Origin of the sequence: Pectinatus cerevisiiphilus, from assembly GCF_004341685.1 — a bacterium.
Classification (GTDB): domain Bacteria; phylum Bacillota; class Negativicutes; order Selenomonadales; family Selenomonadaceae; genus Pectinatus; species Pectinatus cerevisiiphilus.
Map to the genome: position 1 here is coordinate 38,063 of NZ_SMAA01000010.1, position 23,842 is coordinate 61,904.

Consider the following 23,842-nt stretch of genomic DNA (forward strand, 5'->3'; position numbering starts at 1 on the left):
CTTACTGGTTTTGTCCGGAGCTTGAAGAATCATCATTTGAACTTGCCTGTGAATCTGCTGATGAGTCGGCACTTGCATCCATCGAAAGACCTAGTTGATCACTTGTAACCATTGTCACACTGAGTGGAACACCTTCACGTAATTTTGTCAGGCCTTCGACGACAACATTATCACCAGGATTTATACCGTCTTCGATGATATAGTAACTGCCAATTTTAGGTCCTAATTTTACTACACGAGAAACAGATTTGTTATCATCACCCACGACCATAACAAAGGATTTATCTAAAAGTTGTTGTACGGCCCGCTGTGGTACAAGTACAGCATTTGGAACCGTTTCACCAGTCATTTTCACACGTGCAAACATACCTGGTAAAAGGAGGTTGTCCGGGTTATCAAAGATGGCTTTGACTGTTAGGGAACCGGAATCATTAGGCATGGAACGGTCTACCTGGTCTATTTTACCGGTGACTGGATATTCGCTGCCATCACTGAGCGTAATGTTTACTTCTTTACCGATAAAATTACCGTTAAATATTTTGTTGAAGTTCAGGTATTCGTTTTCACTTATACTGAACTGTACATAGACAGGATTGATTGCACCCAGCGAAACTAAGGTTGTATTTCCTGCTGTTGCATAAACACCAGTAGCAACATCATTGACATCAAGCCGCCCGGAAATAGGTGCGCGAACAATAGTATCGCTCAAATCTTTCTCTGCTTTGCTGACCTGTGCCAGGTTTGCTTCTACAGCTGCTTGGTAAGAAGCCACTGTCTGCTGCTGATTGGTATACTGCTGATCGGAAATGGCATTATTATTTATGAGCTGTGCATAGCGGGACAAATCCTGCTGGGCATTACTGAGCTGTGCCTGTGATTGGGCAAGTGTTGCCTTTGCTTGGTTTAATGCGCTTACATAATTGCCATCGTCAACTTTGTATAATGCCTGTCCTGCGGAGACTTCCTCACCGCCATGAATGTATTTAGTCACGACAGAGCCTGAAACGCGCGCCTGTACATTCACCTCGTTGGTGCCTTTTACTTCACCTGCATATTCAAAAGAAAGCGGCGCATCCTGTTGAATTGCGGCGATCGCTTTTACCTGCGCTTCTGCCGGAGCCTGTTGCTGTTTTGCACCACAGCCGAACAGCAGGACCGGCATCGTCAGAAGAACAGAAAAAGCACAAATCGTTTTTGTCCAGCTTTTTGCTAACAATTCGTTCTACCTCCATACGTGCGATAATGTTAAAATATCAAAATAAAAAGGGGAATTTAGAAGAAATATATCACTATTATATAGTAATCTTGAAATATATTCTACATTAAATAGGTATTCTTATGTAATGAATAAGCATTCTATGTAAGCTAATCAAACCTAGTATCAAATTGTTCGTAAATAAACATTTACTATCAATGAACATTATAGTATAGTATATTTATTGAAAAGTCAAGACTTTACTGTGTGCAATGCCTGACAAATGGATGCATGTAAAACTGGTTTTTTTAATAACAAAAAATTTTTTTTGTGGCAAAATAGCCACTTGATAATAATAAAAAGAAATTATTTTATCGAAAGTGTATATAATAAAATATAAAATGTAAAAATTGGAGATTTTTAATATATACGTTTGATGTAATTTGCAATGAAAGGAACAATAACATGTCTGATAAGAAGAAGATTTCCAATGATTTTTTAGAAGTACTTTTTTTGATGCGTCACCGCATCTTTCGCCATATTTCCATGCCGATACCGATTAACCAATTTGCAGTGATGGTACTCCTCAGTGATGAGGGGAGTCTGACTTTTTCTGAAATAGGAGAGCGGCTTTCCATAATAAAGCAGCAATTATCACCATTGATTGACCGGCTGGAAAACGGTGGTTTTGTTAGAAGGGTTTCAGATACGAAAGACCGTCGCCGGGTAAGAATAAAGATGACAACAAAGGGCAGACAGTTTATTAATAATCATCAACAACTGATAAAAGTCCGTTTGGAAACAACTTTAGCGACGCTTTCTGAAGAAGAAATTGTGGAATTTGGTAATTCGCTACATACTTTGGCAAAATTATTTGGTAAAATATCAATGATATAGTGTTAAATATTTATTTTCAAAAGGAGTAATTATATTGCAAAAAAATAAACTTGCGATCATTGGAATGGGCAACGTAGGCTCAGCGGTTTTGGTACAGGCTGTAGCACAGCAATTGGCGGCAGAAATAGTCTGCATTGATATTAATGAACAGAAAGCACATGGAGAAGCATTAGATATGACACATGCGACTCCGGCTGGATGCAGCCCAGATGTTAAAATATATTCCGGTGGTTTTGAAGAATGCAAGGATGCTAGTATCATAATCTGCGCAGGCGGCCCTAGCATTATGCCTGATGAAAAACATGAACGGCTTATTCTTGCCAAACGAAACATAAAAGTTATTGGCGATATTATGAAGGAAGTAACTTCGTATACGCGGGATGCGGCTTTTATAATGATAACTAATCCTTTAGATGTTACAACATACCTTGCTGTTACTAGATTTGATTATGCGCCAGGAAAGCTTTTCGGTACGGGAACCACGCTGGAAACGCTGAGATTTAAACGCATAATAGCCAATCATTATAATGTAAACGCAAAAGATGTACAGGGGTTTATGCTCGGCGAACATGGTAATTCCGCTTTTCCAGCATGGAGTACTGTCAGTATAGGCGGCGTGCGTCTTAATGAGCTTGATAAATATTATGACTACAATGAACCCTTTGATAAGGAAAAGATTGCTAATACGGTTGTAAAGACGGCGTATGATGTGCTTGAATCCAAAGGCTGGACTAATACCGGTATCGCTATGGGTGCCTGCTACCTTGCTAAAGCAGTTTTACTGAATACACGTTGCGTGACGCCGGTATCAATACCATTGACGGGTGAATACGGATTGAACGATGTGGCGTTAAGCCTGCCAAGTATAATAGGTGAAAATGGCGTAGAAAAGCGTCTGGCTATTCAGTTCCCTGATAGTGAACTGGAAGCGTTGCACAAAAGTGCTGAAAGTATAAAATCAATACTGCGCGCTAATTCGCTTATTTAAGATAGTTACATAATAACGTGCCCCCAGCATGAGCAAATATATGCGCTCTGTCTGGGGGCAATTTATTGTAAGCAGAAGATAAAGGTTAAGCATTATCTTTATAATATTTTATTAAACTTTGAGTTCCTTTTTCTGACAGTCCTTTTTCTGCAAGTTCCTTCGCTTCGAGCAGCACCTGTTTTAAAACTGGCATGTCTACGGAAAAGGCTTCGCCGGTTTGGACACCAATTTGCATATCTTTGATGAAATGTTTGAGCATAAAACCAGGTTCAAAATTACCTTTGAGCGCATTGGCAACCACATTTGTCATCTGGAAACTGCCGGCAGCCCCTTGGGAAATGGCAGAAAAGACTTTGCTGACATCAAGCCCTGCTGCTTTGGCGTACGAAAAGGCTTCACATGCTCCAGCCAGTGCACCAGCTATGGCAATCTGGTTGCAGGCCTTTGTTTTTTGCCCTGCGCCTGCGCTGCCTTCATATATAATATTGCTGCCCATTTTTTCTAAAAGTGGTTTTACTGCAGAAAAAGCATCTTCATCACCACCAACCAATATACAGAGTGTACCTTTTTGGGCACCGATATCACCACCGGTTACAGGCGCGTCGATGGCATAAATGCCCTTCTTTTTTGCTGTTGCGTATATTTCTTGGGCGAGTATAGGAGAAGAAGTAGTCATATCTATGACATAAGCTCCTTTTTTGGCATTAGCCAAAATGCCATCAGCGCCAAGGTATGTTTCTTCCACATCTTTAGGATAGCCGACTATACTTATGATCGCATCTTGTCCGCGGGCACACGCACCGGCATTGTCGCACCATTTTGCGCCTTTAGCCAACAGGGCAGTGGCCTTTTCTTTGGTTCTGTTATAGACGCTCAGTTCGTATCCGGCAGCGAGCAGGTGTTCTGCCATCGCACTACCCATTATTCCTGTACCAATAAACCCGATTTTTTTCATTTCTTTCCTCCTACACAAATTTTTTTACTTAATTATAGCATGAATGAAATCGTATAATTCATTATTTATTTACAAATTTATTGTAATTTTTTATTGATAAATTTTTGTTTAATGGGTATCATTGAACATGATATCAATTATATTTTTGCAGGAGTTAATAACATGAGTGAAAAAAGTAAGCGGTGTACCGCTGATTTATTAGTAGAATGTCTTGAAGAAGAAGGGGTAAAGTATATTTTTGGGATTCCCGGTGAAGAAAATCTAGCTATTATGAATGCACTTGAAAACTCAAAAATACAGTTTATAACTGTTCGGCATGAACAAGGCGCAGCTTTTATGGCTGATGTTTATGGCAGACTTACAGGAAGAGCTGGTGTATGTCTAGCAACATTGGGACCGGGCGCGACAAATCTCGTAACAGGTGTTGCCGATGCTGACAGCGATGGTGCACCGCTTGTTGCCATAACGGGACAGGTAGGTACTGACCGGATGCATATTACTTCGCATCAATTCCTCGACTTGACGAAAATGTTTGAACCGATAACACGCCGCACTAAAATGGTAGTAAGACCTGATACCGTGAATGAAATAGTCCGTTTAGCCTTTAAGTATGCTGAACGGGAAAAACCAGGCGCATGCCATATTGATTTACCTGTTAATATAGGATTGATGCCTATTGCAGCTTCGGAACGTCCCTTGCAAAAACAGTATCCGATCAGTGAATATGCTTCTGTTCATACAATAGATGAAGCCGCAGAAATGATTTCTTATGCTAAAAGTCCGGTCATTCTTGCTGGCAGCGGAGTTATCCGGTCACATGCGGCGAAGGAATTGACGGCTTTTGCGGAAAAACTTAAAATACCGGTAATAAATACCATGATGGCAAAAGGTGCCATTCCGTTTGATAATAAATATGCGATGTGGACTGTAGGAATACCTTTCCCTGATTATCAGAATAAGTTACTGGAAAAGGCAAGCCTTGTAATAGCAGTTGGCTATGATATAATTGAATATGCACCATCTAAATGGAACAAAAGCGGTGACGTGGATATAATCCATATAGATGCGTCTCCTGCTGACATCAATAAGCTGTATCAGGCTAATATAGAAGTAGTCGGCGATATACCTGACTCGTTGAAACGCATTAAACAAAAAGCCGCACGTCTCCAGGAACCTAAGGAAGCACTGGCAATGCGTAAAAAAATGGTGGCTGAACATGAAAGTTATGCTGCTGATGATGCTTTCCCGATGAAACCACAGCGCATTCTCAATGATGTACGTAAAATCATGGGACCGGATGATATAGTCATTTCAGATGTTGGAGCTAATAAAGTTTGGATAGCGCGCCACTATAACTGCTATAAACCGAATACCTGCATTATTTCTAATGGATTCGCCACAATGGGGATAGCAGTACCGGGGGCTATCGCGGCAAAACTTGTTAATCCTGATAAAAAGATATTGGCAATAACGGGTGATGGCGGTTTTATGATGAATTGCCAGGAATTTGAAACGGCAACTCGTCTGGGAACGAATTTTGTGACATTGATATTTAATGACAGCAGCTATGGACTTATAAAATGGAAACAGCAAGCTCAATATAACCATACTTATGGTGTTGATTTTACAAATCCTGATTTTGTGAAATTTGCTGAAAGCGTGCATGCTGTCGGTTTCCGCATCAAAAAAGCAGATGAACTGATCCCTACCTTGAAAAAAGCGTTTAGTTTGGATACACCGGCAATTATTGATTGCCAGGTAGATTACAGTGAAAATATGAAACTCACAGAACATCTGCAAAAAATTATGAATGAAATTTGAGTTAAAAATATCGTTGGACTGAAATCGTTATAAAACAGGGAATACATATACTGCGAGAAAACGATTTGGTTTTGCCTATTTTAGGTGGGGTATTTTAATTCTAGTAAGCTGTATTGTATTGAAAGAATATGGACAAGGTCAATTTTAAAGCCTTGTCCATTATATAAAACTGTAAGATTTGTAAAAAGTATAGTGATGAAGCTGCACAGGGATATAGAGATAAAAAAAGATAAAAAAAAACCTTGCTATAAAAGCAAGGCCCTGCTATTGCAGTGTTTAAGAGGAAGTAAAACTCTATGAGCAATCCCCTATGTATTAGCTGAAGATACAAAGGGGCTGAAAACAAAATAAAACCCTTTTCAAGGCGAACGCCAAGAAAAGGGTAAACTATACTAAAATTATTTATTCAATAATCTCCTTCCCATCGCTCGCAGGTACTATACAAATTAATGTATAACGGTGACTGTCAATCAGGTAGTTCTCCTGGCTTCACATCATTGCCTTACCGCTCCTTCTCAGAATAAAAATTCCAATGGAAAAACTGCGGGGTTGCTTCGTGTTACAGTGGCGGGACCGCACCGGACTAAAAAAAATACCGGTTTCCCTATTAAGTCATTGCTGACGCCTGATTCTTCAATATTTAATTGTATATTATGATAACACTCAAAAAAATTTTTGTCAACCTTGCAATAATCTTTGATAAAGGGTATATTAAATACATATCGCAACAGCTATTGCTAAAAAGGAGGAAAACATGCCGCAGTTATATACTGAGCAGAATTTTGAAAAGGAAGTTCTGCAATCGTCAGTGCCTGTGCTTGTGCATTTTAGAGCTGACTGGTGTGTGCCGTGCCAAAAGTTTGCGCCTATAATAAACGAGATGGAAGCTAATGCCTTGGGAAAATATAAGGTGGGAAGCGTGGATGTCGATAAATCACGCGAATTAATAAAGCGTTATAACGTGAATACGATTCCTACTATTATCATATTTAAAAACGGCCGGTCGGCAGCCCAAATAACCGGAGCCGTTTCAAGAGAAGACTTGTGTCATATGATGCTCAATGATTAATCCTGTACGTGATGTTAGGAATACAGCAGGGCTTGCAATGAAAAATTATGCAAATGCGCGAACACTGCTATGTTAGCTTTGGAATAAACTGCACTGTCCAAAATGAGAACTCTATTGATGAAATAGAGTCTTATTTTATTTGGCAGATTGTTCAGATTAAATATAAAGGGGTGCGGTTGTCATGAAAATAATTGACGCACATATGCATTTTTCGGTTATAGGTAATTTTGTGGAAACAGCGGCAAACATAAACTGCGAATGCGATATTCCTACGTTGAAAAGAGAATTTGACAAATGTGGAGTCGTTTTGGGAGTGGGAATGGGAGTAGATCCGTCCAATATGGTTGAAGGCAGCATAAATCCGCAAATAATAACGCATGGATTTACTAAATTTCCACCGTATCTGGCGCAATGCCTTGGCATCGCAACAGACATGATAACTGCTGAAAACCGTGAACAAACACTTGCTGCCTATGAAAAATTACTACAGGAACCGTCTAGCCTAGGCTTTAAAATTTACGCTGGCTACCAACATTATTTTGTCGACGACGAGATCTATCATCCGTTTTTTAAAATGGCAGAAAAGTATGATGTACCTGTCGTGATCCACACAGGAGATACAGCCAGCAGCCATGGTAAGCTCAAATATGCCCATCCGCTCACAGTTGATGAAGCAGCCGTTGATTTTCCCAAGGTTCGTTTCGTAATAGCCCATTGTGGGAACCCGTGGATAATAGATGCAACTGAAGTAGCTATGAAAAATCCAAATGTTTATCTTGATATGTCAGGTTTGATAGAAGGGCTTGTTGATTCGACTGAATTTTTGCGTGAAAGGGCAGGCTACATAGAACATTTGAAAACATGGCTTAATTATATGGATCGTTATGATAAGGTTATGTACGGTTCCGATTGGCCGCTTGCTGATATGAAAAATTATATTGAAATAATAAAAGCCGTTATTCCCAAAAAATATCATCAGGCTGTATTTTATGATAATGCTTTGAATGTTTTTCGTAAATTAAAAGATTATTTACCACGTGAAAAGGCAGTAAGGATAGATTAATTTAAAAAACATTTTATACCGAGGAAAATGAGGGACAAAATGTATACGTTGAAGATTACTGGCAGGGATGCTTTTTTGGATGATGTGTTGGCGCATTACCAAAATAGGGAAAAATTCTTAAAATACTGCATGGCTTGTAAAAAATATAATACATGCTGGTCATGTCCGCCGTTAAACTTTAATATAGACGAATATCTCCATGCTTATAAATATATATACTTTTGGGGTATCCAAATTTTTTATGCGAAGGAAATAATAGCAAATGTCACTGAAAAGGGAAAAATTTGGGGAATATCCATGCGGACAACGGAAACGGTGAAAAAACAAGTGAATAATATCTTGCTTTCGGCCGAGAAAAAAATACCGGATACGCTGTCATTATCTTCGGGAGGATGCAGCTTTTGCCGCAAGTGCTCCAGAATAAATAATGAGGTGTGTTGTAAACCAGAGAAGATGCGGTATTCGTTAGATGCTTTTGGTATTGATTTGGGAGGCCTTTCGGAAGACTTTTTGCGAATAAAATTACTTTGGAGTAAGGATAGACTGCCGCAATATCATACGCTTATTCATGCATTGCTCAGTAAAGATAAAATAAGTGAACAGGCAATGCAAACTGTTTTCAATGAATTGCAGGCACTTTCGTGAGAGCATAAATTTCCACCAATGAATAATACCAATAAAAAAAGGGATAAGCTATTTTATCCCAGGTGTAAAAAAGAATTGCATATAGAAAACTATTGTGGTAAAATTATTGAGTGTTCTGCGGGCGTAGTTCATTGGTAGAATATGAGCTTCCCAAGCTTAAGAGGTGGGTTCGATTCCCATCGCCCGCTCCAGAATAGAAATGTTTGAGCTGCTTAAAAGGCAGCTCTTTTTAGTTTGTAAAATTAGCTGGAGTCATAAAACAAGCTGGTGTTTTTCGTTAAATTTAAGCATTTTTATATGCTGTCTGGCCAGTAGTTCCTTTTCGTGGCTTGCGATCAACATCGTTTTCCCCGCAGACGAAAAATCTGTTATAAAATTTTCTATCCAGATTCTTGCTTTTTCGTCGAGGCCGTTTAACGGTTCATCCATCATTAAAATATCAGGATTAAGTGCCAATACCGCGGCGATGGAAACTTTTTTCTTTTCACCACCGCTAAGGTGGTAAGGTGCTCTGTCACGCAGATTTTCAATTTGCAGGAAATCCAGCAACGATTCTACACGTTCATTTACAGCCGCTTCGCTAAATTGCAGCTGTCTTGGCCCAAAAGCGATTTCATCATAAACCGTAGGATTAAAGAGCTGGGCGTCTGGGTTTTGAAATACATAGCCTATTCTTTTATGGAATTTTTTAGCTTCGCTATTATTTTTTAACAGCTGCGGTGTAATTTCTTGTTCGTCAAAAATATATTTTCCTTTTGATGGGAAAATAAGGCCATTGAGTAATTTGAAAAGGGTGGATTTGCCACAGCCATTAGGCCCTACCAGCAGGATGAGCTCACCAGTATTTATCTTAAAGGAGATATCCTGTAAGGCTATAACACCATCATAACCATATTCTACATGGGAAAGTTCTATTAATGGAACCATGTCGCTAAATATCCTTCTGTATATAAAAATATAATAAGTAAAAATAATGTTACCAATACATACAATACGTGTTTTTTCTGGAAGTGATGGTGTTGAGCCACATGATATTCACCAGTGAAACATCGGCACAACATCGCGTTATATGTTTCAGCAGCATATTCTTGGGATTTTATAAATGTCATTCCCATTATACCGCCAAGACTTTGGTATTTTCGCTTATTTTTACCGACTGATCGCAGTTTTAAGGCGATCAGCAGGTCATAAGCTGTATTACCGAGCAGAGCGATATATCTTACAGCTATATCTATTGCCATTATAAACAATCCGGGAATATGCATACCTCCCATCGCCTTTGTAAGCAGGTAAAAGGGAGTATTGTATGCCAAGAGGGCAACTATTACAGTGGTTAGAAAAACTTTAAAGGGCAGTACCCATAAGCTGGACATACCCCAAAAAGCAGCCGGCAGCATAATCAACAAACAAAACAATGCAGCTGCTAGTGCCGGTTTTAATATAGCTAAAAGGCGATGCCCGCTTAAAAAGCATAGATAAATAAGCACAACAGCCAAGACTATCAGCAGGAAAAGCAGCGATCTTGCCAGCGATATCAAAAAAATCAGTAATAGTACAAAAAAGAATTTAAAAGATGCACTTACGAAACTTTTCTTTGAACCAATCGCATTTTCTCGAAAAATTATCATTTTGGCGATGATGGATAATAGGGTCTTATTGAGAAAATTTTCTGTGCTATGTCCAGGTTGGTAGTAGTCTTTTTGCAATAACCATGCGGGCATTTTGTTACGTCCTTGTCCTGCTGGACAATGCTTAAGCTGTTTTATTCGCTCCACCTAGCATACTTCCTATTATTTTAAATATTATTATCAAAAGTGCTGTACCTATCACTGCTGATAAAATATATCCGGCGGCATCAGGAATGCCACTGACCGCATAGTCAGGGAAAAGTGCATCATAGCTAAAGCCGTTAGCCATTTTATCAGGTATATAGCCCAACATCATGCCCAGTGAATTGTCTGCGGCTATTTCATCAGCACCCCATTCACCCCAGGCTGTTCCGCTCGCAAGCAAGCCTAAAGGTGAAGCCAAAATTAATACTAAGATAAGCGCAAAAATCGGATTAAGTTTCATCTTTTTACTGTTATGAACGATTCCTGGTGATACTTTGATAATGAATTCATATATTGCTAAAGTGAAAACAGCTTCAGCGATACCGGCGATTAGCAGATGCGCCATAAGCATTGCGGGCACCGAAACATTCAGTGGATATGGGCAGTAAAGGGCATGTCCTGCGGCATCGGTAAACAGCAAAGGCTGTATGCCAAACTCTACAGCTGCGAAAAGGGCAGCCATATTGATACCTATATAGGCACCTATTAATATAGCTATTTTATTTCCTAATGCAGAAGGCCAAATATTTTTTATAAGGCGGAAAATATAATATCCGGTGAAAGGGAGAATAAATGCCATGTTAAAGGCATTGGCGGCAAATGCCAAAAGCCCTCCATCACCAAAAACGACGGCTTGTATCAGCAATGCTACACTGATGGCTATGCAGGCTGCATAAGGCCCCAGTAGAATGGCTATCAGTGTTCCACCCACAGCATGGGCAGTTGTACCTCCTGGGATGGGTAGGTTAAACATCATCATCAGAAAGGAAAAGGCTGCACCTACACCAATGAGCGGTATTTTATCTTTAGGCAGTTCTTCTTTTACTTTTTTTATTGAATAATACCATAAGGGAAGCATCGCGACAGCAAATACGCCGCAGGTAGAAGGACTTAAATAGTTATCAGGAATATGCATGACAAAACCTCCTTTTATAATGGGCTTATTATAGCATCTATTTATATTTAGAAGAAGCCTGTACCTGGGGATAAACGATACAGACTGATAATACAGTATTGTACGAAATTGGTATATGGGGGGGATAGGGGAATTAGCACCATTAAAATGCCCGGCAGTCTTTATAGGCTGCCGGGCATTTTTATCAGTTTAACGTCGAAAAAACACGTTTATTAGCACAGTAAGCAATATGCTTATTATTATGGATGAAGCTAAGGGAAAATAGATACCGAATCCACTGGTTTCCCATTTAAAATCACCAGGCAGACGACCCAATGGTATAAACTTTCCACCAAAATACAACAGGCAGCCAATTACTGTCAATACGATACCTGCGTATATCATCATTTTACCAAGTTCATTCATATGCCATTCCTCTTCGAAAGAATATCAGTATTTTTCTAAAATACTATTCTTCACCCGCATCATGGTCAAAAACCGCCATTGCTGCAACACTGTCATTAATTTCTGTTTTCATGAGTTTTACGCCTTGGGTATTGCGGCTAATGATCGAAATACCGCTGACGTCCGAACGTATTACAATGCCGTCATTGGTAATCAGCATAAATTCCTGATCTTCACGGACTACCTTAATACCGACGACTTCGCCGGTCTTCGGTGTCACTTTAATATTGATAATGCCTTTACCGCCACGTGCCTGTCTGCGGTATTCGCCGACAGCAGTGCGTTTGCCATAACCATTTTGTGTTGCTGTAAGTACAGTCGCACCGCGGTGCAAATTATCCATACCCACAACTTCATCGTCTTTGCGCAGAGAAATGCCTCTGACGCCGCGTGTGTTACGGCCCATAGAACGGACATCGCTTTCTTTAAAAGAAATGGCCAGTCCCTTTTTAGTACCGATGATTACCTGCCGGTCACCGTCTGTAAGTTTTACAGCGATGAGTTCATCGTCATCATCAAGTGACAACGCAATAAGGCCTGTCTTTTTGCGGGCTGTATCATATTCCGGCAATGCAGTCTTTTTCACGACACCTTTTTTAGTAGTCATAAACAAGTATTTGTTATCGTCAAATTTATCAATTGGGATAACTGCGGTAATTTTTTCGCCCTGTTCTACCGGTAAGAGATTGACAACAGCAGTCCCCTTGGCAGTGCGTCCTGACTCAGGTATTTCGTAACCTATAAGCTGATAAACACGGCCTCTGTTTGTAAAGAAAAGCATTGTTTTATGGGTAGAAGTGATTATCATGTTTTCCACAAAATCTTCTTCTTTTGTTCCCATGCCCGTTATCCCGCGGCCACCACGTTTTTGGCTTCTATAAACATCAACAGGCTGCCGTTTCACATAATTATTGTGGGTCATAGTCACAACAATATCTTCTTCGGCAATCAAATCTGCCATATTTAATTCGGAGGTATCCTGTGTTATCTGGGTGCGGCGTTCATCGTTGAATTTACGTTTAACTTCCGTAAGTTCTTCTTTTATGATGTTAAGTATCTTTTTTTCATCAGCTAAAATATCTGTTAAATCTTTGATTGTTTGCAGTACCTGCTGATATTCATTTTCAATTTTTTCCTGTTCTAAGCCTGTCAACCGTTGCAGACGCAGATCTAAGATTGCTTGAGCCTGCTTGTCTGACAAACCGTAGTTTGTAGTCAGCGCTTCTTTAGCAATATCTGCTGTACGTGAACCTCTGATTGCGGCAATGACTGCATCAAGATTTTCCAAAGCGATGGTCAGACCTTCTAGGATATGTGCCCGTGCTTTAGCTTTTTCAAGATCATATTTAGTACGTCGTGTTACAACATCTTCTTGATGCTTTATATAATAGTTGAGTATCTGCGGCAATGTCAGAATACGTGGCTGCCCGTCAACCAAGGCAAGCATAATTACACCAAATGTATCCTGTAATTGTGTATGCCGATAAAGCTGGTTTAAAATGACATCCGGATTTACGTCTCTGCGCAAGTCAATAACGACGCTCATTCCCTTACGGTCAGATTCATCGTTTAATCCGGTTATTCCTTCAATTGTTTTATCGCGGACAAGCTGGGCTATTTTTTCTACTAATCTAGCTTTATTTACTTGGTAAGGCAGTTCAGTAACGATAATGCGTGATTTGCCGTTCGCTTTTTCTTCGACATGTGCACAGGCCCGCATCTTTACCGCACCACGACCTGTAGTATATGCAGAGATAATTCCTTCCCTGCCCATAATAAGTCCCCCAGTAGGGAAATCAGGTCCTTTTATAACTGTCATCAGTTCATCTACTGTGACTTCCGGGTTATCAATCATCATTAAAATACCATCGATAACTTCACCTAGATTATGCGGAGGGATGTTTGTTGCCATTCCTACGGCGATACCAGCTGAACCATTGACAAGGAGGTTAGGCATCTTTGCAGGAAGGACTGTAGGTTCTTTTAACGATTCATCATAGTTAGGCATGAACTCTACAGTATCTTTATCTATGTCAGAGAGCATTATTTCTGCAATCTTCGACATGCGCACTTCGGTATAACGCATTGCTGCCGCTGAATCGCCGTCGACGGAACCAAAGTTCCCATGTCCGTCAGCAAGCATATAGCGATAAGAGAAATTCTGTGCCATGCGCACTATAGTATCATATACGGAAGTATCACCATGGGGGTGATATTTACCTAAAACTTCCCCAACGATACGTGCCGATTTTTTATACGGCTTATTGGATGCCATACCGGCTTCCTGCATCGCATAAAGTATACGGCGGTGCACAGGCTTCAACCCGTCGCGGACGTCAGGCAGCGCTCTCATAACAATTACGCTCATTGCATAATCAATATAAGAGTTTTTCATTTCTTCTTCAAGCTTTACAGGGATAACTTTGCCTAAATTACCGAGCTGCCATGAACCGTTCTGCCCGGAATTTTTAGCATCATCCTTTTTATCAAAATCGTCTGCCACTTTCTCACCTCAAATATATAATAAACGGTGTAAAAACCGTCTGAAAGCATAGATATACACATACATATTAACATTTTTCGGTTTAAAAGTCCAATTTTGGACAAGTATGTTTATACAAGCCAATTTTATCATTAATAATTCAAGTAATTGTGTAAAGTAAAATACGCTTTATCAGAATATAGGTCTATGCAGTAACTGCTTTGCACGCATCAAATAAGGAAAATGAAGATTTAACCAAAATTTGAAGAATGTGTGCTTGCGTATTTGGAAAACAGGTACCCTGTTTAAGGTATACACGTCATCGCTTGCTGCATCATCGCCTAAATTTACGGTGAACGCTGCCCGGTAGCCATATTCTTTTACTAATGAAATTACGTGTTGGTCATAATCGCCATATGGGTATGCAAGGTAGTCTACTTGATAACTAAGATGATTTTGTAAGTCGATCTTAGAATCGTGCAGTTGTCTTTTTAGTTCATTGTCGTCTTTTACTTTGCTTAACTGTGGATGGTCGTAAGTATGTCCTTCAAATGTAATGTTGTTATTTTGCATTTCGTTTATTTCCGGCCATGTAAGGTAGCCTTGCCAACCAATATAATGAGATATCAGGAAAATAGTAGCATTGAGGCCATACTGTTTTAATACCGGATACGCGTTAGTGTAATTGTCTACGTACCCATCGTCAAAGGTTATTAAAACTGGATTGTCAGGAAGTGGTTTTCCCTTCTGCATATAATCCAATAATTGATCAGGGGTAATAGAATTATAATTATGTTCCTTAAGATATTTCATCTGCGCGGTAAATTCATCAGTAGTTACTGCTAATGGTGAATGCTTATCATTATTGATCTCATGGTAATTTAAAACAGGAATTTCTTTTTTGTTGATTATTTTTATGGCAGAAAAACTGCAAAGCAATAGTAAAACTATGATGATGTAAAATTTTTTATTTTTCAGCATTTAATACCAGAATCTCCTTATCTTAAATAATATGTATAGGATACATGTATAATATGAAATTTTTCTGATAAAATGCCGTATTATTTATTGTGCGTTTATGAGTGAACAACTTTTATAGCTATGGCTCTGCCAAGCTGTTTTGGGCACCTAAATTTAGTAAAAGAGGTTAGCTCAGTGTCTGCTTTTTTTCACCCTATAGCCGGCATAAATACATAAAAGCCAAATTGGGCACAGGTATACAGCCAACCGATAATCAGGCATGGCAGCCATTGTTATGCCAATTGAAAGGAAATATATTATTCCTGCGTAATTTAGTAGAGGAAATAAAGGCATTTTGTAAGATAACTTTTTTGCCTTTAAGCCTATTTTTTGTCGGAATTTTATCTGTGTATATAAAATCATTATCCAATTTATGAGCGCCGCTATTGTAGCGATGGACATTACGTAATTAAAAACTTCTTTAGGGGCAAGATATGTGATAATAACAACTATCCCTACAAATAGTGAAGAAAACAATACAGCTGCTCTTGGCACACCATCAGATGAGAGTTTCTTTAAAAACGCCGGCGCGTTGTTTTGTAAGGCAAGTCCATGCAGCATCCTGGCATTGCTGTATAAGCAGCTGTTGTAAGCTGAAAAAACACCTGTCAATACTATTATGTTGAGTATTGAAGCAGCCGCAGGAAACCCAATCGCTGAAAAAATTTCTACAAACGGGCTGCCATTCATTCCTACCTTATCCCAAGGGTATATGGTCACTAAGACAAACATTGAACCTACATAAAATATTAAGATACGGCCTATGATCAGGTTTATCGCCTTAGGGATGGTTTTTACTGGGTTTTCAGCCTCACCTGCTGTTATACCAATTAATTCAGTTCCACCAAAAGAAAAGGTAACGACAACAAAAGAGAGCATCATACCTGTTAGACCTTTAGGGAAAAAACCACCGTTGTCGAAAAGATTTTTAAGTCCGATAGGAGCGTCAGCACCTACCCCAAAAAAGATCATCAAGATACCGAAAATTATCATAAGTAAGATGGCAACGACTTTTACTATCGCACCCCAAAATTCGATTTCGCCAAATGAACGCACATTAACGAGGTTTATGATATTGACGATTACAAATAAAACTAAACCGGATACCCACATTGGCAGCGTAGGAAACCAATGCTGCATATAAATGCCTATTACTGAAACCTCTACCATCGATACAGCTACATAATTGAACCAGTAGTTCCAGCCTGATAGAAATCCGGGGAATTCACCCCAATAATCGTAAGCATAAGCACTAAAGGAACCAGATATAGGATTATCGACGGACATCTCGCCCAAAGCCCTGACGACAAAGTAAATGAATATACCGCCTATCAAATAGGACAGCATAACAGCGGGACCAACCATCTTAATCGTACTAGCTGAGCCGTAAAAAAGTCCTGTGCCGATAGCACAGCCCAGCGCTATCATTTGAATATGGCGGTCTTTAAGACGGCGTTGTAATTTTTTATCTTCTTCCAAAATAATTAATCCATTTCTTTAATATGTTTCTATTTTTTTCCATTGTCGATAATCTGGTCATAAATAAAACCTTCACGCATCCCTGTATCACTATAAGTCAAACATTCAGCGCTAAAATGCTGGCAGATAGTATTGATCAGTACTATTCCTGGTATTATTGTTTGTAATCTGTCTGGTGCGGTTTTCAACAGCATAATAATGTCTTTTTCCGTTGGTTGATTATCGCGTACATAACGCTGTATCAGTTCAGAAAATTCTTTTACCTGCATGTGCATATTATCAGCAGGGCAGGCGAAGAGCTTATTGTATAGTAGCCGTAGGCTTTTAGCAGTGCCGCCTATACCACAAATATTAGCGGTTTTTATATTGGTAAAATCTTTTGCTGAATCCAAGAAAGAGTTTATTTCTTTTTTCATGTCGGTAATTTCATCATTGCTAGGCAGAAAATCTTCCACATATTTCGTATGCAGCAAAAGCGCACCGAGCGGTATGCTGGTTTTTTTTATGATGGTTGAATTTTCGTAGTGAATAATTTCGGTACTACCGCCGCCTACATCGATAATAATGCCTGTTTTTGAATCGATTTCCCGCATGACGCCGATAAAGTCAAACTTGGCTTCTTCTTCACCGGTTATAATCCGTATGGGAATATGTGTGCGCCGCTGTAATTCTTCGATAACTGCATTACTGTTTTTAGCATTGCGGATAGCAGCCGTGGTGAAGGCGGATACATTTTCTATCTTGAAATCGTGTAGAAAATCCCGAAATTCATTTAAAATAGTACAGGTTTTATCTATTCCCTGTTGCTTGAGAATGCCGTTTTCCACATATGCGGCCAGTCCCAGCGTATGCTTTTTTTTCATGAGCATTTCTATTTTGCCGTAGTTTATATTGTATATAGCCATTCGTACTGTACTTGAGCCAATATCAATTATTGCATAAAGCATCTACTTATTCCTCCAAATTCCCAATTGATGTGTAGTTATGACAAATTTACGATATCTTATTTAAATAAATCCCATACTTGTTTGCCAATAAGCAGCACGGTCATTAGGACAAAGAGCGGTTTGACATAGGAAGCACCATGTGACATAGCTGTCCGTGTTCCACAGTAAGCGCCCAATACCATAGCTAATCCCATGGGGATAGCATAATGAAAATAAATCTGGCCCAGATAGGCAAAAGTCACTACAGCAGCCAAATTGCTGGCGAAATTGAGAACTCTGGCATTTGCGGCAGAACCGACAAAATCAAACCCCATACATAAAAAAGCAAACATGAGAAATGATCCGGCTCCCGGGCCGAAGAAACCATCGTAAAAACCAATACCCAAAGCAAGGCCAATACCGCCTATAAGGATTTTAGGCGTTCTTCCTTTATATACTGCTGCTTGTCCCCAATTTTTTCTACATAAAGTATAAATAGTAATAAGCACAAGCAATACGACTACAAGGGGCCGTAAAAAATCGGCAGGTATCCGGTGCACAACAATTACGCCTACAAATGAGCCTATTAGCGATAACGGAAATAAATATTTGACAAGATTAATGTCTACCTTTTTATTTCGTATAAAAGTAAATGAACTGGTAAAAGATCCCATGACCGAAGCCATCTTGTTGGTTGCTAAGGCCGCTACAGGATTAATACCGGTAAAAAGAATAACTGGCAGCGAGATTATTCCACCTCCACCAGCTATGGAATCAACAAAGCCAGAAATAAATCCGCCGCAAATTAAAAAAAGTATGGTAAAAATATCATCCAAAAAATATAGGCCTCCAATATTATCTTTTTAAAATAAAAATACATCCTTTGTATATTGTAATCAAGCCTCTTTAAAAATAAAAGTGTTTTATTAAAAAAATATTAAATCGCTTTATTAATAATGATTTTTTAAGTAAATAAACACCTTTTTTTAGATGAAAAGCTTTATTTATATATTTTTTTTTAAAATGCATTTGACAAATCGCTTTATTTTCTGTATACTATTTAACGTTCGGGGCATGGCTCAGTTTGGTAGAGCACCTGGCTTGGGACCAGGGGGTCGCAGGTTCGAATCCTGCTGCTCCGACCAATTAAAAAAATAAGCTGTCTTTTGTGACAGCATTTCTTTTTACCCTCTTATCTGTTAGATAAGAGGGTTTTTCTTATTTTATTTAAGATTGTCTAACAACATCTCAGCAACGCTGCCATATATCTTGTTGGCACATTGCTTCACCTCTGCACAGGCAGAAGTGATTGTAAAACCTTCAAATCCTTTTATCATAGGTAAATCGTTCAAACCGTCGCCAATGGTTAAGACTTCATTGTCCGCCCATTTATTAGCTTGTAAGATGCTATTTAAACCAGCCGCTTTATTTACATCGGTCCTGACTATGTCAATCGCTTGGACATTACGGTAAGCAGTAACACCAAGTTGTAAATTATTTATTTCGTTGACAGCGGCTGCCGCTGTTTCTTCATCTTCATATTGCAAACTGATTTGGCAGATCCCCTTTAGGCATTGTGCAGTGAAAAAATCAATCTGCGTGAAGGCTATTGGTTTGGCAAGCGTTCTAAACCATGAGGTTTCTGACTGCACACAGATATACGCTGCGTAGGCTGTAAGGCAGGCAATGTGACAGCTATGCTGTAAAATTGGCAGAGAAATCACTTTCCTGCTAATGGTATTATCTATAGCGCTTTGTGATATTAAACCACCAGTTTTATCATATATTGCCGCGCCTGTAAGACAAACCGCGAAATCATAATGCAGCGGGCTGTCCTTTACACCATGTAACAGCATCTGATAACTTCTGCCCGTAACGATACCAAAATGGTGACCTGCCGCGTGCCATGTGTCAACAGCAGCCATATCTGTTTGGGCGATACCGTTTTTATCTGGAAAATGTTCTTTGGGGAAAAATAAAGTACGGTCAAAATCACTTGCTGCAATTTTCATTTTATGCCTCTAAATTATGCTTCCTTTAAAACCCCTGAGTGTAGCGAAATAATCATCAATCGTTTCCGCTCTGCGTATAAGTTCGACGGAGCCGTCTTCTTTTAGTAAAAGTTCCGCACTGCGCAGCTTTCCGTTATAATTGAAACCCATTGAATGCCCATGTGCGCCCGTATCGAAGATTATTACTCTATCACCAATAGCAATTTTCGGCAATTTCCGGTCAACCGCAAATTTATCACAGTTTTCGCATAGGGAGCCCGTCACGTCATAGGTATATGTAGATGGTTCATTTTCTTTTCCGGCGATGACAAGGTGATGATATGCCCCGTACATTCCTGGACGCATCAAATTGGCCATTGAGGCATCAAGTCCAATATAGTCTTTATAGGTCTTTTTTTCATGTAATACAGTGGCTACTAGATAACCGTATGGGCCTGTTATCGCCCTGCCGGATTCAAAAGCTATTTCTGTCTTGTTAAGGCCTGCCGGTAACATGATTTTTTCATAAAGTTTTTTAATATTTGCACTGATTGCTTCTAAATTAACTTCGTTTTCCTCTGGTCTGTATGGAATACCGATACCGCCGCCTAAATTTATAAATTCCATAGCGATACCCAATTTTTCTTTTAGTTCTACGGCTAATTTGAACATCATTTCCGCTGTGGTGGAAAATGCATTTTCATGGAGCTCATTTGATATGACCATAGTATGTAAACCGAAACGTTTGATCCCTTTTTCCTTCATAATTGCATAAGCTGCAAACATTTGTTCACGTGTCAAACCATATTTTGCTTCTTCTGGTTTGCCGATTATGTCATTGCCTTCTATTACCGAACCGGGATTGTAACGAAACGAAATCACCTTAGGCAATCCGGCATTTGCTTCCAAGTAATCTATGTGGGAAATGTCATCCAGATTTATTATTGCGCCTAGTTCGATAGCTTTTTGAAATTCATCTGCTGGGGTGTCGTTTGAAGTCAGCATAATTTTTTCACCAGTTATACCTGTCTTCGCCGCAAGAATAAGTTCAGGCAGGGAACTACAGTCAGCTCCGGCACCTTCTGATTTTAATATTTGCAGTAAGCGCGGATTGGGTGCTGCCTTTACAGCGTAATATTCACGAAAACCAGGAGCCCAGGCAAAAGCTTTAAACAATCGTTTCATGTTGGCACGGATAGCCTTTTCATCATAAATATGGAAAGGTGTAGGATATTTTTCAATAATTTTTTCAAGTTCATCAGCCTGCAACGGAAAAATTTTCTTTGACATTAAACTATTCCTCCAATTAATCAATCTCCGATGATGAAGTTCCTGATTCAGGAGGAACCTATCGCAGCCGGGATTTAAAATCATCAGCTATAGCGCCAAACAACAGTATAACCAATATGTGGATAATTATACCATTGTATAAAAAAATATGTCAATTCCGAACAATGTTATCTTGTAAATATAGAAAGTGGCCAATAAACTGTACACTCGTTGAATTATGGGGTAAACCACATGATTTTTCATATAAAAAGCAGCAGGACAAAGTCTCTGCTGCTTGAACCGCTTTTATTGATAATAAATATTAACAGTAAACGAATTTATTAAAAAAAATTACTGTAATTTGGAGAGGAATATTTATTATATAGTGCCTAGCTTGCGGTCTTCCTGAATTTCGGTATAAAAGAACCAGGCTATAACTGCAAAACAAATTAAAGGGATTATGAAAGCTATATGCATAATACCCGTTATATCGATGGCTAAGCCTAAAATTGCAGGGAATATAGCGCCACCGATTATAGACATAACCATCGCTGCGGCGGCAGCTTCACGATAAGATGGGGCAACGTTTTGCAGAGATTTTGCATAAATGGTTGGATAACCAGGCCCCATGCACGCACTAGATAAAACCACTGCATACATTACAGAAAAGTTGGGAATAAATACAACATATGCTAAACATAAACAACCGCATAATGAATACCACCATAAAACCTTGCTTGATGATATTTTACTTAACAATGCACTGGCTAATATTCTGCCCACGAAAAATATAATAAAACTTGCTATCATATAATTTGCTGCTGTACGTTCGTTAATAGAAGCATCCATTGATAAGGCTAATCTGATAGTAAAGGACCATATTGCCGTTTGCATACCATTATAAAGAAACATGGCTAAAAGACCACGTCTGAATCTTTTTACACTGAACATGTACTTTATTGTATTTAGTGAAAATAATTTTACTGGTTTTTCTTCGCTATTGTTATTTGCATTTATGATTGGTTTACATTTTGGAAATTTAACGAATACGAATAATAAAAATAATACTAATAAAATGCATACAATAATTTTATATGGAGTCAACGTGTATTGTAACATGTCCAATCGAAAAGCATGTATCTGCTCTGTTGACATTTGCGCCATTTTAGTAGAAAGACTATCACCTTCTTGGAAAATAAGATATTTTCCCAACAGTATTCCGCAAATATTGCCAATAGGTGTAAATGTCTGGCTTAAATTAATTCGAAAAGTTGAATATTTTTCTGGACCAAGCAACGTGCTATAAGTGTTAGCTGATGTTTCCAGAAAGCTTAGTCCAAGAGCAATAGCAAATATTGCTACTAAAAACATGTTATACGTAGCCATATGCGAAGCAGGGAAAAATAAAATACAGCCAATAATATAAAAGATTAATCCTGCTAAAATTGCAGATACGTATGATTTTTTCTTCATTAGCATTGCCGCAGGAATTGCCATGATAAAATATCCACCGAAAAATGCACTTTGCACTAATGCACTAGCGAAGTTGCTTAGCTCAAAAACACTTTTAAATTGCGTTATCAATACATCATTTAATGCATTTGCAATACTCCATAAGGGAAATAGCATCGTCATTAAAATAAATTGCATAATAGGAGTACTGGTTAAATAACCATTAGATAATTGTTTCCATTTTGCCATTGTTTTAACGTCCTTTCATTACGTACTATTTACGACGTTTTGAAAATTTATTCAATATAAAATGAATTTGGTAAATTATTTTATTAATATATATCAATAGCTGCTAAATCTTGCCAAAGTTCATCGGGAATATCCCATTGAGCCCATTCATAATTCTTTTTTACCTGTGAAGTAGACGTTACACCGCAAACAACAGAAACAACGTTTTTATTTCTAAGTGGAAATTGCAAGGCAGCCGCTCCAATAGGAACGCCGTGATTATCACAGATTTTAGAGATTTCTTGAATCCTTTTAAAGACTTGGGGAGTAATTTTCCCATATTCATAATGACCTTCTGTAATGCTTTTTTTCACCAATGCTCCAGATGCAAATACTGCTGCCGCTGCAACAGAAACATTATATTTTGCACACTTTGCAAAAAATTCCTCTTTCCGTGGTTCGAGTAAGTTGTAGCGTTGTGCCAACAATACTATATCCAAATTGGCATAATCCATTGCTTCTAACATAATTTCTGTTTCATTAGCACCTATTCCATAGGCTTTTATTTGTCCGTTTTTCTTGAGTTCTTCTAAGGCTTTAAAACCAGATTCACATAATGTTTTAAAATATTTTCTTTCTTCTGGTGTTGCACCATGTGCATATTTACCAATATCATGTACATATAATATATCAATGCGGCGAGTTCCCAAACGACGTATTGAATCTTCATAAGAACGCATTATGCCGTCGTATGAATAATCATAAACACGATTAAAAGGATTTTCGTCATAAAATTCATTACCGTTTTGTAGACCGTCTTCAGTACGAGGCATTAAAAGACGACCGACCTTTGTGGATAAAATAAAATCGTTTCTTTTGAGATTACGTAGAGCGAGTCCCAATCTGAGTTCTGCTAAACTACTGCCATAATGCGGAGCAACATCAAAGGAACGCCAACCCATTTTTATGGCTTCTTCTACGACATTTATGGCTTCCGTATTGGACAGCCGATGATATAAATTACCTATACCAGAGCAGCCAAGTGTTAATGATGGAATATTAGTCCCAGTGCTTTTGATTATGTTTGTTTTTATCATGGAATATTTCCTCCAATTTTTATGCATATCATATCTCATAAATAAATTTTTGTTATATCTGTTATAATTGTAA

Annotated in this window: 21 protein-coding genes, 2 tRNA genes and 1 riboswitch; of the genes, 8 read left to right on the forward strand and 15 right to left on the reverse strand. The window is 38.7% G+C overall.

The features are described from left to right. Position 1: 1 nt before the first annotated feature. The gene (locus tag EDC37_RS07700; RefSeq protein WP_231040004.1) at positions 2-1,216 is read right to left on the reverse strand and encodes an efflux RND transporter periplasmic adaptor subunit; all 1,215 of its coding nucleotides are present in this window, start codon (positions 1,214-1,216) and stop codon (positions 2-4) included. Between the two features lie 444 nt (positions 1,217-1,660). Here EDC37_RS07700 and EDC37_RS07705 point away from each other — a divergent pair, with 444 nt between their 5' ends. Then, positions 1,661-2,092, forward strand: coding sequence for a MarR family winged helix-turn-helix transcriptional regulator (locus EDC37_RS07705; RefSeq protein ID WP_132549931.1), 432 nt, complete (start codon positions 1,661-1,663; stop codon positions 2,090-2,092). Positions 2,093-2,126: 34 nt separating this feature from the next. After that, positions 2,127-3,080, forward strand: a complete 954-nt coding sequence (locus EDC37_RS07710) for an L-lactate dehydrogenase (protein WP_132549934.1) — start codon at positions 2,127-2,129, stop codon at positions 3,078-3,080. A gap of 85 nt (positions 3,081-3,165) precedes the next feature. Here EDC37_RS07710 and EDC37_RS07715 read toward each other — a convergent pair whose 3' ends face one another. Beyond that, positions 3,166-4,035 carry an NAD(P)-dependent oxidoreductase gene (locus EDC37_RS07715; RefSeq protein WP_132549937.1) on the reverse strand — a complete coding sequence of 290 codons (870 nt, stop codon included), beginning with the start codon at positions 4,033-4,035 and terminating at the stop codon, positions 3,166-3,168. Between the two features lie 162 nt (positions 4,036-4,197). Between EDC37_RS07715 and EDC37_RS07720 the strand changes: the two genes are divergently transcribed. The 5 genes from EDC37_RS07720 to EDC37_RS07740 all read left to right on the forward strand — a co-directional run bounded on the left by EDC37_RS07720 (position 4,198) and on the right by EDC37_RS07740 (position 8,824). Beyond that, positions 4,198-5,856, forward strand: coding sequence for an acetolactate synthase large subunit (locus tag EDC37_RS07720; RefSeq protein ID WP_132549940.1), 1,659 nt, complete (start codon positions 4,198-4,200; stop codon positions 5,854-5,856). Between the two features lie 456 nt (positions 5,857-6,312). Continuing rightward, positions 6,313-6,500: riboswitch (cobalamin riboswitch) on the reverse strand. A 110-nt stretch (positions 6,501-6,610) separates the two neighbouring features. Further along, positions 6,611-6,925, forward strand: a complete 315-nt coding sequence (locus EDC37_RS07725; RefSeq protein ID WP_132549943.1) for a thioredoxin family protein — start codon at positions 6,611-6,613, stop codon at positions 6,923-6,925. Between the two features lie 181 nt (positions 6,926-7,106). Further along, positions 7,107-7,988, forward strand: a complete 882-nt coding sequence (locus EDC37_RS07730) for an amidohydrolase family protein (protein WP_132549946.1) — start codon at positions 7,107-7,109, stop codon at positions 7,986-7,988. A 39-nt stretch (positions 7,989-8,027) separates the two neighbouring features. Next, positions 8,028-8,633, forward strand: coding sequence for a DUF2284 domain-containing protein (locus EDC37_RS07735; RefSeq protein WP_165874483.1), 606 nt, complete (start codon positions 8,028-8,030; stop codon positions 8,631-8,633). A gap of 117 nt (positions 8,634-8,750) precedes the next feature. Then, positions 8,751-8,824, forward strand: a tRNA-Gly gene (locus EDC37_RS07740). Between the two features lie 61 nt (positions 8,825-8,885). Here the strand turns inward: EDC37_RS07740 and EDC37_RS07745 are convergent. The 9 genes from EDC37_RS07745 to EDC37_RS07785 form a co-directional block, all read right to left on the reverse strand. Continuing rightward, entirely contained in the window at positions 8,886-9,560 is a 675-nt protein-coding gene (locus tag EDC37_RS07745) for an energy-coupling factor ABC transporter ATP-binding protein (protein WP_132549952.1), read from the reverse strand. Beyond that, complete coding sequence (locus EDC37_RS07750) at positions 9,548-10,408, reverse strand: energy-coupling factor transporter transmembrane component T (protein WP_132549955.1); 861 nt, start codon at positions 10,406-10,408, stop codon at positions 9,548-9,550. The genes EDC37_RS07745 and EDC37_RS07750 overlap by 13 nt, the downstream gene beginning before the upstream one ends. After that, entirely contained in the window at positions 10,386-11,381 is a 996-nt protein-coding gene (gene cbiM / locus EDC37_RS07755; protein WP_132549958.1) for a cobalt transporter CbiM, read from the reverse strand. Before cbiM ends, EDC37_RS07750 begins: the two co-directional genes overlap by 23 nt. Positions 11,382-11,570: 189 nt before the next feature. Continuing rightward, on the reverse strand, positions 11,571-11,786 hold the full coding sequence (locus EDC37_RS07760; RefSeq protein ID WP_132549961.1) for a DUF2905 domain-containing protein: 216 nt from the start codon (positions 11,784-11,786) through the stop codon (positions 11,571-11,573). A gap of 43 nt (positions 11,787-11,829) precedes the next feature. Continuing rightward, positions 11,830-14,244, reverse strand: coding sequence for a DNA gyrase subunit A (gene gyrA, locus EDC37_RS07765; RefSeq protein WP_279388547.1), 2,415 nt, complete (start codon positions 14,242-14,244; stop codon positions 11,830-11,832). Positions 14,245-14,499: 255 nt separating this feature from the next. Beyond that, entirely contained in the window at positions 14,500-15,288 is a 789-nt protein-coding gene (locus EDC37_RS07770; protein ID WP_132549964.1) for a polysaccharide deacetylase family protein, read from the reverse strand. A 171-nt stretch (positions 15,289-15,459) separates the two neighbouring features. Beyond that, on the reverse strand, positions 15,460-16,755 hold the full coding sequence (locus tag EDC37_RS07775) for an amino acid permease (protein WP_132550092.1): 1,296 nt from the start codon (positions 16,753-16,755) through the stop codon (positions 15,460-15,462). 80 nt (positions 16,756-16,835) lie between these two features. Further along, positions 16,836-17,753 (reverse strand): Ppx/GppA phosphatase family protein, encoded by a 918-nt coding sequence (locus EDC37_RS07780; protein WP_132549967.1) that lies wholly within the window; start codon positions 17,751-17,753, stop codon positions 16,836-16,838. Between the two features lie 56 nt (positions 17,754-17,809). Continuing rightward, on the reverse strand, positions 17,810-18,568 hold the full coding sequence (locus tag EDC37_RS07785) for a TSUP family transporter (protein ID WP_132549970.1): 759 nt from the start codon (positions 18,566-18,568) through the stop codon (positions 17,810-17,812). A gap of 232 nt (positions 18,569-18,800) precedes the next feature. On the opposite strand from EDC37_RS07785, the gene EDC37_RS07790 reads away from it, so the two are divergent. Further along, a tRNA-Pro gene (locus EDC37_RS07790) sits at positions 18,801-18,877 on the forward strand. 78 nt (positions 18,878-18,955) lie between these two features. Here EDC37_RS07790 and EDC37_RS07795 read toward each other — a convergent pair. From EDC37_RS07795 to EDC37_RS07810, 4 genes are all read right to left on the reverse strand, one after another. Next, the gene (locus EDC37_RS07795; RefSeq protein ID WP_132549973.1) at positions 18,956-19,744 is read right to left on the reverse strand and encodes an HAD-IIB family hydrolase; all 789 of its coding nucleotides are present in this window, start codon (positions 19,742-19,744) and stop codon (positions 18,956-18,958) included. A 9-nt stretch (positions 19,745-19,753) separates the two neighbouring features. After that, the gene (locus tag EDC37_RS07800; RefSeq protein ID WP_132549976.1) at positions 19,754-21,013 is read right to left on the reverse strand and encodes a diaminopimelate decarboxylase family protein; all 1,260 of its coding nucleotides are present in this window, start codon (positions 21,011-21,013) and stop codon (positions 19,754-19,756) included. 357 nt (positions 21,014-21,370) lie between these two features. Beyond that, positions 21,371-22,693 carry an L-fucose:H+ symporter permease gene (gene fucP, locus EDC37_RS07805; protein ID WP_132549979.1) on the reverse strand — a complete coding sequence of 441 codons (1,323 nt, stop codon included), beginning with the start codon at positions 22,691-22,693 and terminating at the stop codon, positions 21,371-21,373. An 83-nt stretch (positions 22,694-22,776) separates the two neighbouring features. Further along, entirely contained in the window at positions 22,777-23,769 is a 993-nt protein-coding gene (locus tag EDC37_RS07810; protein ID WP_165874484.1) for an aldo/keto reductase, read from the reverse strand. Between the last annotated feature and the right edge of the window lie 73 nt (positions 23,770-23,842).

Excerpts from the sequence above, each read along its gene's own strand:
- EDC37_RS07705 (WP_132549931.1), top strand. The coding sequence starts at position 1,661 with ATGTCTGATAAGAAGAAGATTTCCAATGATTTTTTAGAAGTACTTTTT.
- EDC37_RS07715 (WP_132549937.1), bottom strand. The coding sequence starts at position 4,035 with ATGAAAAAAATCGGGTTTATTGGTACAGGAATAATGGGTAGTGCGATG.
- EDC37_RS07720 (WP_132549940.1), top strand. The coding sequence starts at position 4,198 with ATGAGTGAAAAAAGTAAGCGGTGTACCGCTGATTTATTAGTAGAATGT.
- EDC37_RS07725 (WP_132549943.1), top strand. The coding sequence starts at position 6,611 with ATGCCGCAGTTATATACTGAGCAGAATTTTGAAAAGGAAGTTCTGCAA.
- EDC37_RS07730 (WP_132549946.1), top strand. The coding sequence starts at position 7,107 with ATGAAAATAATTGACGCACATATGCATTTTTCGGTTATAGGTAATTTT.
- EDC37_RS07735 (WP_165874483.1), top strand. The coding sequence starts at position 8,028 with ATGTATACGTTGAAGATTACTGGCAGGGATGCTTTTTTGGATGATGTG.
- EDC37_RS07745 (WP_132549952.1), bottom strand. The coding sequence starts at position 9,560 with ATGGTTCCATTAATAGAACTTTCCCATGTAGAATATGGTTATGATGGT.
- cbiM (WP_132549958.1), bottom strand. The coding sequence starts at position 11,381 with ATGCATATTCCTGATAACTATTTAAGTCCTTCTACCTGCGGCGTATTT.
- EDC37_RS07760 (WP_132549961.1), bottom strand. The coding sequence starts at position 11,786 with ATGAATGAACTTGGTAAAATGATGATATACGCAGGTATCGTATTGACA.
- EDC37_RS07770 (WP_132549964.1), bottom strand. The coding sequence starts at position 15,288 with ATGCTGAAAAATAAAAAATTTTACATCATCATAGTTTTACTATTGCTT.
- EDC37_RS07775 (WP_132550092.1), bottom strand. The coding sequence starts at position 16,755 with ATGATAGCGCTGGGCTGTGCTATCGGCACAGGACTTTTTTACGGCTCA.
- EDC37_RS07780 (WP_132549967.1), bottom strand. The coding sequence starts at position 17,753 with ATGCTTTATGCAATAATTGATATTGGCTCAAGTACAGTACGAATGGCT.
- EDC37_RS07795 (WP_132549973.1), bottom strand. The coding sequence starts at position 19,744 with ATGAAAATTGCAGCAAGTGATTTTGACCGTACTTTATTTTTCCCCAAA.
- EDC37_RS07800 (WP_132549976.1), bottom strand. The coding sequence starts at position 21,013 with ATGTCAAAGAAAATTTTTCCGTTGCAGGCTGATGAACTTGAAAAAATT.
- fucP (WP_132549979.1), bottom strand. The coding sequence starts at position 22,693 with ATGGCAAAATGGAAACAATTATCTAATGGTTATTTAACCAGTACTCCT.
- EDC37_RS07810 (WP_165874484.1), bottom strand. The coding sequence starts at position 23,769 with ATGATAAAAACAAACATAATCAAAAGCACTGGGACTAATATTCCATCA.